Consider the following 15647-nt stretch of genomic DNA (forward strand, 5'->3'; position numbering starts at 1 on the left):
GAACAATTAGATTTTTGCCTGCATGGCTTCTTTTTTGTCGCCCGTCATCACGAAGCGAAGCTCACCACCGGCTTTGATTTCGCTGTGCTCAAAGGTCAGTTCGTTAGAAAGTTCGTTGCCGTTGATGGTGACGGATTTCACGTACTTGTTATGCGGGCTGTTGTTGTCAGCAATGATGGTGAACTTACCACCGTCAACGTCGATAGCCACTTCATCAAACAGCGGGCGACCAATCGAGTAAGACGGGTCTGCTGGCGAGACTTGATAGAAGCCCATCGCTGACATGATGTACCACGCTGACATCTGGCCGACGTCTTCGTTACCAATCAAACCAGTGGGTTCGATGGTGTACATTTCTGCCATGATGCGATCCAAGTACTCTTGCGCTTTCCAAGGCTCATCGGTCAGGTTGTATAGGTAAGGAATGTGGTGCGACGGCTCGTTACCGTGCATGTATTGACCGATGTATCCGGTCAAGTCCGGCAGTTCTTCACCTGTGTTTGATGAACGTGCGGTGAACAGTTCATCCAAGTCTTCACGGAAGGCTTTTTCTGGGGTCGTGTCTTTCCCGTTATCTTTATCCGCGTTAAAGATTTCTTGTTTTAGGCGGGCGAAGTCATGCATTGGCTGGAATTTCCACTGCCATGCGTTACCTTCGGTAAATGCAAACTCATCAACGTAATACGGGTCAAACGAAAGCAACGGACATTGTTCTTTCATGGTGCCAGAACCCGCAGGCCATTCGACCATCACACACTCGTCTTTACGCTCTTCATCGATAGGTTGGTTGAATTCAAGCGGCGGCTTGTTCGGTGATGAACTTGCCGGGTGGTTCTTCGGACGCAAGAAGCCCGTTGATGCATCCCAGTGATGTAGCCAGTTGTCAGCGCGGGCAAGAAACTCGTCTTGAACCATCACGTCACCCGCCATACGCGCGATTTCGGATACTGCCCAGTCGCCATACGCGAATTCCAAAGTGTACGACGCAGAGTTCCAGTAGCCGTGGTGAACGAAGCCATTTTCTTCATACACCTTCACCTGAACAACATTGGCTGCACCGATGTTTTGGTCTTCAGTCCAATCAGGGAATTCGCTTTTCTCATGGTAACGCGCCGTAAACTCAGCCGCTTCTAACGCTTCTTGCACGTCAACATCCAGCCCTTTCACCATTGCATCAGCAATGATAGAAATCGCCGGGAAGCCAATCATGGTGCCCGTGTAATGACCTTGCAGTTCCCACTTCGGTAAGATGCCGCCGTCTTTGTATTTGCGGATCAGATCGTTGGCGTACTCTTCCGCACGATCAGGGTTCACGATGGTTTGTAGCGGGTGGAATGCGCGGAAAGTATCCCACATTGAGTAGATGGAGTAGTTTGGTGTATCGCCTGCGTTTTTCAGCTCTTGAGTGCGCATTGCACGGTAGGTGCCGTCAACGTCTTGGAACACCATCGGCGCGATGTTGGCGTGGTACATTGCCGTGTAGAAAATCTCTTTCTGCTCTTCCGTACCGCCCTTCACGGACACTTTTGCCAGTTCGTTGTGCCATGCGCGCTGTGAACGCTCGAGTACTTTGTCAAAGCCCCATTCGGTGACTTCTGCATCTAAGTTTTTCTTCGCACCACGCACGCTGGTTGGTGATAGGCCAAGGGTTAGCTCGATAGGTTTGTCTGAAGGTGCAAACTCGAGGTAGGCAATGGTCTTGGTGGCTTGAATCGCGTCATTTTCGAGGGCGATGTCAGTTTCCACACCGTCGACCATGCCTGTCGCTTTCACAATAGGTTGATTGAACTTGGCGTAAAAATAGATGTGCTGATTGTTCGCCCAGCCGTCAGAACTGCGCTTACCGCGCACCGTGTATTCATCAATGAATTCGATATCACCGATCGTGGTGCGGTTGCCCCAGCTTTTATTTAGCGTGTGGTCTAAATCAAGTTTAAGGAACGGTGTGGTGCCTTCTTTAAAGGTATATTTGTGGTAGCCCACACGTGGCGACGTGGTTAATTCCACTTTAATATCACCACGATTTAATTCGACAGAATAATAACCCGCTTCCGCTTTTTCATTTTCTTTATCGAAGGTGTTATAAGTCGAATTGCCTTTTTCAGTAAATGGCAGAATAAGAATATCACCTAGATCAGTGATACCTGTTCCAGAAAGGTGGGTATGGGAAAAACCATATACTGGGATATCTTCTTTTTTACCGTGGTCAAAATAACCCGCTGCCGATCCCCAGCCTTCCATTTCAGTATCTGGAGAAAGCTGCACCATGCCGCCAGGGTACACCGCGCCTGGGAAGGTGTGGCCATCTGCGCCTGTACCAATAAATGGGTCTACATATTTAATCAGTGATTTATTAACGACCTCACCCACTAAACCTGTTTGAGGGTTTGAATCCGAATCTGAATTACAACCAGACAACGCAATAGCAATCACCACCGCCAGCGGTGCTAAAGTATGTTTCATTTTCATTCCTTTTAGAAAAAGGGAGAGAACTCTCCCTTTAATTTTTTATTATTTAATTTGGTGCTAATTATTTTTAATTATGCTTATTTCGGCATGTGATCCGCATGCAAGAATTTACCCACGCCAAAATCTGGCGGTGTATTTTCAGGTTGAGAACCCCATTGTTTATTTGGCTCATCACCCATCACAAATGACAACGTGCCGCCATTCATAATGTCTTTTCGGGTTAGGTAAGTACGTTCGAACACTTCACCATTCAATGTCGCGGATTGAATAAAGATATTCTCGCGGCTGACATCTTTCGTTGTCACGGTGAAGGTTTTGCCTTCGCCCACATTGATGGTGGCGTTATCAAACAGCGGGGTGCCGATTTCATAAACGCCAGTCGATGCACTGACTGGGTAGAAGCCCAATGCACGGAACACAAACCACGCCGACATGGTGCCGAAGTCGTCGTTACCACAAATGCCGTCTGGGGTGTTGTCGTAACACACATTGGTGGCTGCTGCGATGGCTGCTTGCCCTTTCCAAGGCTGTCCAACGTAATTGTAGAGGTACGGCACATGGTGATCAGGCTCGTTGCCTTGAACGTGCTGCCCTACGTTACCCGTGTTAAACACCGGGAACTGGTTGTCGCCGGCGTTGCGGTCTGGGTACGTTGACCAGTATTCGTCTAAACGCTTGGTGAATAGCTCACCGCGTTTCGCCTCAGGGTTCTGGGTTTTATCGAACTCTGTCATCAGGTCAATCAGACCATGAATGTCATGCTGAACACTGAACGAATACTGCCAGCCGTTTGACTCTGCAAACGCATAGTTGAACATGTCTGGACGCCAGTCTTTATCTACTGCTAGGCCTGTTGCAGGATCAACCCAATCGGCATCAATGAAGTTGCCTTCGGTGTCACGCGCTTTAAACCAACCTTTGTATTTCTTGCCGTTGAAATCGAATTGCGCCATCCAGTTGTTCGAACGATCTGCAAACTCTTTGTATTCCGGCGCGTCTTCACCCAATACGGCTTTGATCGCTTGGGAGATGGTCCAGTCGTTGTAGGCATACTCTAGTGAGTATGAGGCCGTCCAACTGGTTTCGAACGGTGAATGCGCCCATAAGTCGCCTTTACCGATGCGCATCTTTGAGGCTTTGTAGCCGTTGGTGACGTACTCGTCGATGGAATCAACTGCACTGCCCTTGCGGCCATCTTTGATCATGGCGCTGATCAGACGCTGCTTGATGTCGTCTTGTTGCGCTTGGGTAAAGCCCAGCTCATCCATACGCGCATCCAGTGAGCCTTTGGTCAACACATCTGCAATCACAGGGGTTGAGTGCATGCCCATCATCATGCCTGTTTCGTTGCCCTTGAATGTCCATTCCGGCAAACGACCGTGACGAGTATTGCCGTTGTGGTCGACCCAGCTTTCTTCTGCATACGACAGCATGGACAGCACAACATCCGCTAGGCGATTCGGCTCAATGATGCTTGAAAGCGGTTGAACAGAGCGGTAGGTATCCCACAAAGAGAAAGTGTCATAGCGAACGAAATCGGCTTTGCCGTCTTTGTTTGCATCGGCAATGCGGACTTTTTCGATCAACGGCTCAGAGACCACATCACCGTTGGCATTGGTGCCATCAGGGTAAGCGCCGCGACCTTGCATCACTTGGCGGTAGCGACCATCAAGATCCGAGTGAATGGTTTGACCCAACAAGGCGTGATACATCGCGGTGTAGAAGGTTTGTTTGTATTCCACATCGCCTTCGACCTTGATTTTACCCAGCTCGGTTTCCCACTTCGCCGTGGCGTCTTTGCGCACTTGGTCAAAGGATTTACCCGCCACTTCCGTCATGTTCAACGACGCACCAGACTGCGCATCTTCGCCTACTTCTGTGTTTGAAAGCGCGACTTTGGCTTCAACCACTAGGCCTGATCCTGCCGTATCAAACTCGACATAAGCGCGGGCATATTGGTTGGTGAATTCGGTCGTACCAGCTTTGGCTGGCACATACGATTTGGTGTCGCGGTCAAAATATTCAAAGCGAATCGATTTGATTGGCTTATCGAATTCCATCACGAAGAATTCTTTCTGGCTCGCAGCCCAACCGTCGGAGAAACGATGGCCTGATAAAGTGTTGGCGTCTTTATCCCACTCGAAATGCGATTCTGCCGTGTAGTCCCAGTTAATGTTGAAGCCCAGGTTCACGATGATTTCGGATTTTTCATCTTGCGGGAAGGTATAGCGGTGAACACCCACGCGATCTGACGCGGTCAGTTCGGCTTTGATGTCATAGTCATCGAGGAGAACAGAGTAGTAACCTGCGGTGGCTTGCTCGTTGCGGTGCTTAAAGCGTGATGCTTCAAGGTTTAGCTGAGGCGAACCCTCGTTAAGCATGTAGTCTGAACGGGAGTTGATTGGCATCACGAGGATGTCATTCAAATCACCCGCGCCCGCACCAGAAAGGTGGGTGTGGGAGAAGCCTGAAACGCGGTTATCGTTGTAGTAATACCCAGAGGTGTATTCCCACCCGTTCGACCCGTTGTTTGGCGACAACTGCACCATACCGTGTGGCGTTGTCGCCCCCGGATAAGTGTTACCTAAATTGCCCGTACCAATAAATGGATTAACAAAGCGTGTAATGTCCATGTCATCAAACGCAACTGGCACGTTTAATCCCATTTCAATAACAGGTTGTTCAGTTAAAGAAACGCCCTGAGTAGTACAACCCGCCGACCCCAATATTCCTGCTATTACCGCAACACAAACTAAACTCTTTTTGAATTTCATGTTACACCTTCATTTCACTAAAAATAGGGTAAGGAGATCTACGAATAGATCTCCTGATTTTTTATTTTTACTTTAATGCGTCTTCTTTATTTCCGGTCATGACAAAACTTAATTGCCCGCCCGACTTCAGATCTGAGTGTTTAAATGAGAAATTGTTATTTAGAGGCTTGCCATTAATGGCAACAGATTTCACGTAGATATTTTCTTCGCTGTTATTTTCCGTCGTGATGGTGAATGAACCGCCATCGACTGGGATCACTGCTTTATCGAAGATTGGGCGCGTGATGGTGTAAGACGGATCCGCAGGCGTCACTTGGTAGAAGCCCAGTGCGTTCATTACATACCACGCTGACATTTGGCCAACGTCTTCGTTACCAATCAGGCCTTCTAATGTTGGGTGGTAAAACTCATTCATTGCTTGGTCGACAATTTCCTGCGTTTTCCAAGGTTCAGCGGTCCAGTTGTAAATCATCGGCACGTGGTGGTCAGGTTCATTACCCATCACGAATTGACCAATGTAGCCGGACATATCGTGAGACTGGCTGGTGTCTGCATTCGAGTTCGCGTTGAACAGCGCATTCAAGTTCGCCAATAGCGCCGCTTTACCGTCCGCCGTCAACGCTTCTGGTGTGTCGAAGTCAGCACGAACGGTGTTCTGACCCGCCATCACGTTGCCAAGGCCATTGATGTTATGTGGGGCAAACCATGTCCACTGCCAGGTGTTACCTTCCGTGAAATCTTCACCACGGTGCTCGGCGCGGTAAGGCCAGAACAAATCGTTTTCTGTCAGGCTCTTACGGTCTTTACAGGCGTTGTAATCCAAGCCTTGCGGGATAGACAGCGCTAGGTTTTCATCCACACAGTCCGCTTTCAGGTTGTTAGCGAAGACCTTGCTACCGTTTTGGTTGTATACCGGACGCATAAAGCCCGTCGCGCCAAGTGAATTGCCTTTGCTGTCTAGGAGCTTGCCGTAAACTTCTGGGTTGTGGTCAAAGTAGTTTTTGAACGCTTCAGAACGCGCCATATAACGCTCAAATGACGCTTCATCACCGGCAAGTTTGGCGATTTGTGCAACCGTCCAATCGTAGTAAGCATTCTCAAGGCCATACGAAACAGATTCGTTCACCAACCCGTCATACTTATCGACAGAGAGTCCGTTCACATAAGCCGGTTTGTCACCTGTATCAGCAGCCCATTTGGCATTCGCGGGAATGTAGCCGAGTTCTTCTTGGTAATTGTTATGGCGTGTCATAACCGTAAAGCGCTTGTCGCCAGACCATGCGTCTTTGTATGGAACCCAGCTGTCGGTTTTATCTAACGAGAAATTGAGGGTGTCGTTCGCCGCTTGGATCGCCAGTTCAAAGTGATCTTGCGTGAAGGCTTCAGGGTGTTTCACCATGATATCTGCAATAACAGAAACAGCAGGATGCCCGACCATTTCACCGGTGTAATCCGAGTGAAGTTCCCATTTAGGCAGCACGCCGCCCGTTTTGTATTTGTTCAGCAAATCATGCGCATATTCAACCGCACGCGATTTATCAATGATGGTTTTCAGCGGGTGCGCGGCGCGGAACGTATCCCACATGGAATAAACCGAATAGTTCACCAAACCGTCTTCAGCCTGATGAACTTTGCCGTCCATGCCGCGATATTTTCCGTCTACGTCTTGGTAAACAAATGGTGCAACATAGGTACGGTAAAGCGAGGTGTAGAACATGGTCTTGTCAGCTTCTTTGCCGCCTTCCAGTTCAAATTCACCCAGAATTTCAGCCCATGCAGTGCGGTTTTTTTCCACCACGTCATCGAAATTGAAATCGTTCGTGTCGGCGTTCAAGTTATTCATCGCGCCTTCAACGCTGGTACCTGAAATCGCCACTTTGACTGTGATTGGTGCATCACCTTTGCCGAAGTTCAGGTGTGTCATCACATCATTCGCGCGCTGGGCTAAACGGTCGGCATCAGGCTCAGGTTCGCCCGGCATTGGCTGATGCTCTGCGTAGCCACGGTAGTCTGCCAGTCCCACTTCAGTTGCATCAACGGGGCGTAATGTGCTTTCAGAAGCCAGTTTTGCGTAAAGGTTTTCTTCAACGATGGATTCAGAGAACTCAGCAACAAAGAAGACAGTCTGCCATTGGCCCCATTCGTTAGAAGTACGTGCACCCACCACCGTCGTGTCGTTCAAACGCTTGTAGTAAATGTTGCGTGAGTGGTTGCCGTAGGTTTCTAGCAACTCATGTTGGAGGTCGATGCGAACTTTACGATCTTCGCCCTTTTTGAAAGTATAACGCTGGAACGCCACACGGTCGGTCGCCGTCAGTTCTGCTTTTACGCCAGTCTCTTTTAATTCAACAGAGTAATAACCGACTTCTGCGGTTTCAGTGTCTTTATTGATGGTTGGCGCATCAGTGTTAAAGCCCGTGTATGGCAGGAACGCGAAATCATTCAGGTCGCCTTTACCTGCGCCTGAAATATGGGTCATGGTGAAACCCGAAAGCAGCGCGTTGGTTGGGTCGTATTCAGACGGAGACCCTTTGCCATTCCAGCCGTTCGGGTCGAAGTTGTCTGGCGACGGTTGGATCATGCCTTCTGGCATCACTGGTGAAGGGTTAACGTTACCCAGCCCTTTAGTGCCGATCAGTGTATCGACATAATTCAGTACAGACAGATCAGGCTGAGGCAAGGTGCCAATGTGTCCTTGGTTATCAGAGGAATCTGAATTACAGCCCACCAATGCAAAAACGATCGCCATAGAAAGCACAGATTTTTTGTTTATCATTTTCGACCTATATTTCGTTAAAAACGTATTGGATTATTGTTTTTGGCGTGATCGAATCCCTGCTGAATTCAGCATGAATATATTTCTGATATATAGAAAAACGACCGCCGTTTATTTTAATTATTTTGGTATTGCACAAAAAGCCGCCCAACACTTAAACAGTACATATTGCTTAAATTACTTGGGCGGTTCTCCTTTTTAACTTAGTGACACTTTTTAACTGATCTCCAATTACAGATTCGCTTTCATTGCCTCTGATTTATCGGCAGTCATGACAAAGCGAAGTTCACCACCCGCTTTAAACTCTTCGTGTTTAAAGGTGTTGAATTTATCCAATGGCTCGCCGTTAATGGTGACCGATTTCACATATAAGTTATCTGGGCCATTGTTTTCAGCGATAACCGTAAACTTGCCGTCGCCAATCGACATGGTGGCTTTGTCGAAGATTGGGCGACCGATGCTGTACGTTGGGTCAGTCGGTGAGATTTGGTAGAAACCAAGGGACGACATCAAGTACCACGCTGACATTTGGCCGACATCTTCGTTACCAATGATGCCGTCTGGCGTTGGCTTGTAGAATTCGTCGTAAACCTGATCCAAGTATTCCTGCGCCTTGTAAGATTCTTCGGTGCGGTTATACAGGTAGATTACGTGGTGCGAAGGTTCGTTACCGTGAATGTATTGGCCGATGTAGCCCGTCATGTCTTGATGCTGATCGCCTTGGTTTGAATCTGCATTGAATAGGTTGTTTAGCTTCTCGTTCAAGCCCTCTGTGCCACCCATGATCTCAGTCAGTTTGTCGAGATCTTGCATGAAGGTCCATTGCCACTGCCATGCGTTACCTTCAGTGAAAGCGTAAGGGTTAGCGACGTATGGGCTAAAGCCGTTCGGATAGATATCTTGTTCCCATGACGTGTCAGAACCCGCTAGCGGTGCACACTTGTTGTCACCCACTTGAACGGTTGGTACGAAGAAGCCAGATTCTGCATCCCAATGCGTGAGCGAGTTATAAGAGCGCGCTTTGAATTCGTCATAGGTGTCCATATCGCCAGCGACTTTCGCCATTTCAGCAATGGTCCAATCGTAGAAAGAGAATTCAAGTGAGTAAGACACGGAGTTCCAGTTTGGCACGCGAACACACTTCTCTTTGATGTGGTAATTCAGTTGGCCTGCCATTAGCGCAGTCAAAATATCATCGTGGATCTGCGGGAAGTCATGTGGACGATAACGCGCGGATTTCACCGATGCTTCAAGTGCTTCTTCTGCATCAATCAAACCTTTGGTCACAGCATCACCAAGGATTGCTGTTGATGGGTAGCCGATCATGGTGCCCGTTTCAGAGCCGTGGCCTTCCCACTTAGGGAGCATGCCGAACTCGTCATTTGATTTGCGGATCAAATCTTCCGCATACAAGGTCGCTTGTTTCGGATCGATGATGGTCCAGAACGGGTGAACCGCACGGAAGGTATCCCACGTTGAATAAATGGAATAGTTCGGCGTATCGCCTTCTTCCAAGGTGCGCGTGGTGCCGAGCATGTCCACGTAGCGACCATCAACGTCATAGAATTCGATTGGCGCGATCATCATGTGATACATGCCGGTATAGAAGTTGGTTTTTTCTGCTTCTGACCCACCTTCTACTTTCACTTTTGCTAGCTTCTCAGCCCACGCGAATTCCGCGTCTGATTTCACTTTGGCAAAATCAAACGTTGGGGTTTCTGCTTCTAAGTTCTTCTGTGCGCCGTGCCAGTTAACAGGGGAAATACCAACGCGAATTTCGATCTCTTCGTCACCCGCACCAAAGTTTAGGAATGCAGTAAGGTCATCACCTTGATAAACAGCATTATGACGCATGCTTGTATCAGGCTCGCTGCCATCTGTACCCAACAATGCGCTTGCCACTGGTTGGTTAAACTTCGCGTAGAAGAAAATGTCATGACCTTGGTGGTCTTGACCTTGGAACCAACCCGTTGACGATTTACGACCACGAATGGTGTATTCATCAACGATTTCAATTTTGTTTTTCAGCGACTTGCCGCCATTAGCTAACAAGGTGTGGCCCAAGTCGAACTTCACGTTACGATCTGCGCCTTTCGCAAAGGTGTATTTGTGCAAGCCAACGCGTTTAGTGGTTGTGAGTTCTACGTCGATGTCGCCATTGTTTAGTTGGGTTTTGTAAAAGCCTGCCGTTGCGATTTCGTTCGATTTATCAAACGTATTCAGCGCATGGTCATTCAAGTCTGAATATGGCAGAACCAGAATATCACCCAGATCAGTTGCACCGGTGCCTGACAAGTGTGTGTGTGAGAAACCGTAAAGCGATACGTCAGTATCAACAATTTCGCCTGTCTCGTAGTTGGACGAGTCCCAATAGCCTGACGCTGAATGCCATTCATTTTGACCAGATTCATGGCCTTCTTTCGAGCCAATAAATGTATCTGGAGAAAGTTGAACCATGCCCGCAGGAACAACTGCGCCTGGGAAGGTATGGCCCGATGCAGCGGTACCAATCATTGGATCAACATATTTAAGAACGGTTTTATCGATAATCGACACTGAAGGAATAGAAATGCCAGGTTCTGAGGTGTTGGAATCTGAATTACAGCCAACAACAGACAAAGCAAGGGCTATAGCTAGTGCACAAGGCGCTATCTTGATGTTCATTCTTCTACCTTTTTAAAAAAGGTGCCGCAGGGGGATGCAGCACCTGAAATCGTAATTTGGGTATTACAAAGAGAGCTCAGACTGCAGGTAACCGATAATTTCAGCTTCCGTCGTCATTGTTTTTAGGGTGTTACGGAAAGATTCGTGGATAAGTTTGCGCGCTAGGCCAGAGAAAATACGCATATGCTGGTCGCCTTGGTTTTTATTTAGCGTCAGCATGATGACAAATTCGACCGCGCCATCTTCGTCGTCGCTCCAAATCACTGGCTTGTTCAAGCGAGCAATAGAGACAGACGAATGTGCAATGTTGTCTGATTTGGTGTGTGGAATCGCAAAGCCATTGCCAAGACCTGTGGTGAATACCGATTCACGCGCCCAGATATCGGCTTCTAGCTCGTTCACTAAGTGAGTGCGACCACGTACACCTAGGTTTCCCACCAGTGTTTGAATCGCTTCTTCTTTGCTGCTGAAATCGCAATCAAGCAGCACACATTCAACGTCCAGCAGTGGCTTGTCTTCTTGAGACTGTGCGAACGCTTCTAGCAAGGCTTCAACGTCTGCAATCGTCGCGCAATCACACGCTTCATTGAACAGTGCTTTGCACGCTTCGCTGTCGAATTGGCGAAGTGCTGCTTTGGTTGGAGCAATGCTTGGTGCCGCCATGCTCAGTTCGTTCAAGCCTGCACCCACTAACAGTGGAAGCACTTTCTTGTTTGCGCCTAGTTCACCACACAGGCCAACCCATTTGTCGTGCGCTTGTGCACCAGAGACCACTGCGCGAAGTAGACGCAGGAACGACGGTGTGAGGCTGTTGTAAAGCTTGGCAACGTTGTCGTTGTCACGGTCAACCGCCAGTAGGTATTGGGTCATGTCGTTTGAGCCAATACTGAAGAAATCCACTTCTTTGCAGAACTGATCCATGATGAATGCCACGGATGGAATTTCTACCATGATGCCCAGTTCAATCTTACCGAATGGGGTGTTGTCGCTCACCAATTCCGCTTTCACGATCTCTAGCTGTGCTTTCACCCAACGGATTTCTTCGATGCTTTGAATCATCGGGATCATCACTTTGGTGTGACCGAATTGCGCTGCGCGCAAAATCGCACGAAGTTGGGTGTGGAACAACGCCAGGAATTGCGGGTAGATGCGCACCGCGCGGTAACCCAAGAACGGGTTGTGCTCGTGTGGCAGGTTCAAGTAATCCAGCGGCTTGTCACCACCGATATCCATGGTGCGGATGATCACGGCTTTGTCGCCAGCGGCTTCCAGCACTTCTTTGTACGCGTCAAATTGTTCTTGCTCGTCAGGTGCAGTGCTGCGGTCCATGAACAGCATTTCAGTTCGGAAAAGACCAATGCCTTCCGCGCCTTTCGCAAACGCCGATTCCGCTTCCACGGTACAAGCGATGTTTGCTGCAATTTCAATCTTGTGACCGTCTTTGGTTTGCGCTTGCAGATCTAGATATTCGCTGTCAGAGGCTTTTACTTGCTCTGCCAGCCACATTGCGCGTTCGAAGTAGGTTGCAACCGCATCAGAAGGCGCGAGTGCCACGATACCTAAGCCACCATCAACGAACTGGGTTTCGCCTTCGTGCTTCGCACATGCATCAATTTCAACGCCTGATACCGCAGGAATGTTGAATGCGCGCGCCAGAATAACGGTGTGCGAGGTAGAGCCCGCTTGCGTCAGGATCAGGCCTTGCAGGAATTCACGGTCTAGACCCAAGAACTGGCTTGGCGTCAGGTCATTCGCAATCACGATTGACGGTTCAGTCAATGTGAAGTCTGTTGATACTTCAACGTGTGGGTGCGCGGTCATCAGCAATTGCAATGCGATGTCTTTGATGTCTAGCACACGCTCTTTTAGGTACGCAGAAGACGATTGCATCAAGGTTTCGGTAATTGCCGCAACGGTAAGAAGGATCGCTTTCGCCAGCGACTCACCGTTCGACACAAAACCCGATACTTTTTCATTCAGGGTTTCATCGTTCAAAATACCCAAATGCGCCTTGATGATTTCTTTTTCTTGGCCACTCGCCAGCTCTGCTTGATCAATCAAAGTTTCAGTCACTTGCTGCTTGGCTTGTTCGAAGTTCAGCGATGCAGTTTCTTGCTCGAACACTGACAGTTCGATTTCGTTGTAGCGAATCAGTTTACCCTTCGCGATACCTGCAGACAGACGCTTCGCGCGGATAAGAGTTGGGTTATGGTTCATCAGTGATTGTGGCAAGGTCACATCGCCCTCATCCATCACCACCAACTCTTCGTCACAATGCGGGAATTCTTCACGCAGGTAGGTCGCCAGCACATCAAATGCCGCTTCTGCGTCATCACCTTCAATGATCAATGAACATGGGTCGCTCAACAGGGTGTCTGTACCCACTAGCGACAGCACACTTTTTGCTGAACCTGTGTTGTCGTTACGCAGGTTTTTCAACGTGATGTCACTGCTAAATTGACGGCAAACCGCTTCAAGGTGGTTTGCAGGGCGAGCGTGAATACCGTTAGGCAATTCACAGGTAAATGCGACTTCTTTTTTCATTGTGTTCACTTAAATTTTTTCAAAAGAGATAGGGGGTGATTGATGGCTTCTTGCACGGAAACGATGGTGGGATTTTTCCCTTCATAGCGATCGCTTTCTGCCGGGCTAATTTCAGTGGCCAACAATATAAAATCTGCGGAATCAAATTCGCGTTTGGAGATTTTGTTCTCAATACCCATCGCGCCTTGGGTTTCAACTTTGATGTTGATGGAGAGTGCTTTAGCGGCTTCGATGAGACGATCTGCTGCCATATAACAATGGGCGATACCGGTGTGGCATGCAGTGATAGCGACGACGTTCATATGCTCTACTTATCGTTTGATTCAGACAGGCTGATGTTATGCCTTAACCTGTCTAACAAACAGATGAAATAGCTAACATTTACTGGACAAAAGACGCATGAAAAACAATGTGTGAATTGGGTCACCGAAGCGGGCATAGCAAAGCTGGATGGGGGAGAAAACTGAGGAACGATGCAGCGAAATTCCTAACAAAAGCCCGCAATGGTTGCGGGCTAGCAAGGAATAACACGACTTCTAGGGCTAACAACACGCAATTACGTGATCTTGGTTCATCCCTTTTTCGTGTGCATTATTGAGGTGCACATAAGTGACATCGGCTAGCCACGGAATTGCTCGAGCAATGAACTTCGTTTCTCCCGTGATTCACTTGTGCTTAGCAAGGAAAATAGACGCTGATAGGCGAGAAAAGCCCCAGTTCAGAGATGACAATGAGGCGTCGGTGACAGTTTCAAGGAACAAAAAAAGGGACGATAATCGTCCCTTGTCTTTGGCAGCGCGTCGCGCTCTAGAGTGCGATGAACAACCCCGCCAACGCTGCGCTCATCAAGTTAGCCAATGTAGCCGCTAACACCGCACGCAAGCCCATGGTGGCAACGTCGTGACGGCGCTCTGGTGCCATTGCGCCAATCGAACCCAATTGAATGGCAATCGAACCGATGTTGGCAAAACCACACAAGGCAAACGTGACGATGATTTGGCTGTGCGCTGATAGCGCCTCTTTCACGTTGGCGAAATCAAGGTAGGCCACGAACTCATTCAGAATGACCTTCTGACCGATCAGTGAGCCAACGGTCAGGGCTTCGCTCATTGGCACACCAATCACAAACGCGAGTGGCGAGAACATGTAGCCAAAAATAGATTGCAGCGTAAGTGCTTCAACACCAAACCAATCACCCACCATTTCAAAGCCTGCGTTGACCATGGCAATCACGCTAACAAACGCGATAAGCATCGTACCCACAGCCACCGCTACTTTAACGCCGTTCATTGCGCCAGAAGCCAGTGCATCGATGGCGTTGGCATCTTCGCTTTTGGTGAGCGAGATGTCTTCTTGATCCGACGGCGTTTCACGCTCAGGGATCAACATCTTCGCCATCAGTAGGCCACCGGGAGCGGCCATGAAACTCGCCGCAATCAGGTACTTCAGATCCACACCCATTGCCGCGTAACCGCCTAACACGGAACCCGCAACAGATGCCATGCCACCGACCATCACTGCAAACAGTTCTGAGCGTGTCATGCTGTTTAAAAACGGACGCACAACAAGCGGCGATTCACCTTGAGACAGGAAAATATTGCTGGTCGCGACTAACGATTCTGCTCGGCTTGTGCCGAGTAGCTTTTGAATACCACCGCCGATAATCTTAATTACCCACTGCATCACGCCGAGGTAATAAAGCAATGAAATTAATGAAGAAAGGAAAATAATAAGAGGAAGAACACGGATGGCGAACACGAAATCGCCCGTTGCCAAACCACCGAAAACAAAGCCAATGCCTTGATCGGCAAATGAGAGCAGTGAAGCCACTCCCGAGCTCATTGCACCCAGTATCGACTGTCCAACAGGAACATAAAGAACAAGCGCGGCGAGCGCGGCTTGAAGACCAAACGCGCCAATGACGGTTCGCCAATTGATGCTTCTGCGATTTTCAGAAAGCGCGTAGGCGCAGGCCAATAGGGCCAGAATACCGACCAAACTTGATAGAATTTGCATTGTATAACCTTGCAGTTGTATCTGGGGATTTAAGGCGTTTGGGCTGCAAACGTACAACAGGTCATACAAATTAGGCGTGTAGCAATACAAAGCATTGCTGCAAAAAGAGTTTCCCGTCCACGAAGCGGCGTTTTAACACCAATTAAAGCTCACAGTTACGCTGGGCCCTGTTCCGTGGGGCGGGTGTCCATGTTGCAGTCGAATGTAAAGCTGACTTGTGCCGCTGCTTTTAAGAAAACAGTGACCGCTCTAGTCGGGCGAGGAGTATAGCGGGATCTGCATCACAGATTCAAGGGGTTTACGGGCGCAAAGCCAATGGCAATCCGCATTGTGTGTGATGCAAACCATACAGTGCGGATCGCATCCCAAAGGATCTCGCACTAGGGTCTATCTTAAGAATAACT

The 15647-nt window shown here is 48.8% G+C and carries 7 protein-coding genes; all 7 read right to left on the bottom strand.

The features are described 5' to 3' along the window. Positions 1 to 6: 6 nt before the first annotated feature. Positions 7 to 2469 (bottom strand): GH92 family glycosyl hydrolase, encoded by a 2463-nt coding sequence (locus tag Q365_RS0100160; protein ID WP_028021432.1) that lies wholly within the window; start codon positions 2467 to 2469, stop codon positions 7 to 9. A gap of 77 nt (positions 2470 to 2546) precedes the next feature. Next, a complete protein-coding gene (locus Q365_RS0100165; protein WP_028021433.1) occupies positions 2547 to 5243 on the bottom strand; it encodes a GH92 family glycosyl hydrolase in 2697 nt (898 codons plus the stop codon). A 67-nt stretch (positions 5244 to 5310) separates the two neighbouring features. Continuing rightward, the gene (locus tag Q365_RS0100170) at positions 5311 to 8019 is read right to left on the bottom strand and encodes a GH92 family glycosyl hydrolase (RefSeq protein WP_028021434.1); all 2709 of its coding nucleotides are present in this window, start codon (positions 8017 to 8019) and stop codon (positions 5311 to 5313) included. Between the two features lie 231 nt (positions 8020 to 8250). Then, positions 8251 to 10683, bottom strand: a complete 2433-nt coding sequence (locus tag Q365_RS0100175) for a GH92 family glycosyl hydrolase (RefSeq protein ID WP_035024195.1) — start codon at positions 10681 to 10683, stop codon at positions 8251 to 8253. Between the two features lie 63 nt (positions 10684 to 10746). Then, a complete protein-coding gene (gene ptsP, locus Q365_RS0100180; protein WP_028021436.1) occupies positions 10747 to 13227 on the bottom strand; it encodes a phosphoenolpyruvate--protein phosphotransferase in 2481 nt (826 codons plus the stop codon). Between the two features lie 5 nt (positions 13228 to 13232). Beyond that, positions 13233 to 13529 carry a PTS fructose transporter subunit IIB gene (locus tag Q365_RS0100185; RefSeq protein ID WP_028021437.1) on the bottom strand — a complete coding sequence of 99 codons (297 nt, stop codon included), beginning with the start codon at positions 13527 to 13529 and terminating at the stop codon, positions 13233 to 13235. 505 nt (positions 13530 to 14034) lie between these two features. After that, positions 14035 to 15243 (bottom strand): NupC/NupG family nucleoside CNT transporter, encoded by a 1209-nt coding sequence (locus Q365_RS0100190; RefSeq protein ID WP_028021438.1) that lies wholly within the window; start codon positions 15241 to 15243, stop codon positions 14035 to 14037. Positions 15244 to 15647: the final 404 nt, after the last annotated feature.

Origin of the sequence: Enterovibrio calviensis DSM 14347 (genome assembly GCF_000621165.1) — a bacterium.
In the GTDB taxonomy this organism is placed as follows: Bacteria; Pseudomonadota; Gammaproteobacteria; order Enterobacterales; family Vibrionaceae; genus Enterovibrio; species Enterovibrio calviensis.

Excerpts from the sequence above, each read along its gene's own strand:
- ptsP (WP_028021436.1), bottom strand. The coding sequence starts at position 13,227 with ATGAAAAAAGAAGTCGCATTTACCTGTGAATTGCCTAACGGTATTCAC.
- Q365_RS0100165 (WP_028021433.1), bottom strand. The coding sequence starts at position 5,243 with ATGAAATTCAAAAAGAGTTTAGTTTGTGTTGCGGTAATAGCAGGAATA.
- Q365_RS0100175 (WP_035024195.1), bottom strand. The coding sequence starts at position 10,683 with ATGAACATCAAGATAGCGCCTTGTGCACTAGCTATAGCCCTTGCTTTG.
- Q365_RS0100185 (WP_028021437.1), bottom strand. The coding sequence starts at position 13,529 with ATGAACGTCGTCGCTATCACTGCATGCCACACCGGTATCGCCCATTGT.
- Q365_RS0100160 (WP_028021432.1), bottom strand. The coding sequence starts at position 2,469 with ATGAAAATGAAACATACTTTAGCACCGCTGGCGGTGGTGATTGCTATT.
- Q365_RS0100190 (WP_028021438.1), bottom strand. The coding sequence starts at position 15,243 with ATGCAAATTCTATCAAGTTTGGTCGGTATTCTGGCCCTATTGGCCTGC.
- Q365_RS0100170 (WP_028021434.1), bottom strand. The coding sequence starts at position 8,019 with ATGATAAACAAAAAATCTGTGCTTTCTATGGCGATCGTTTTTGCATTG.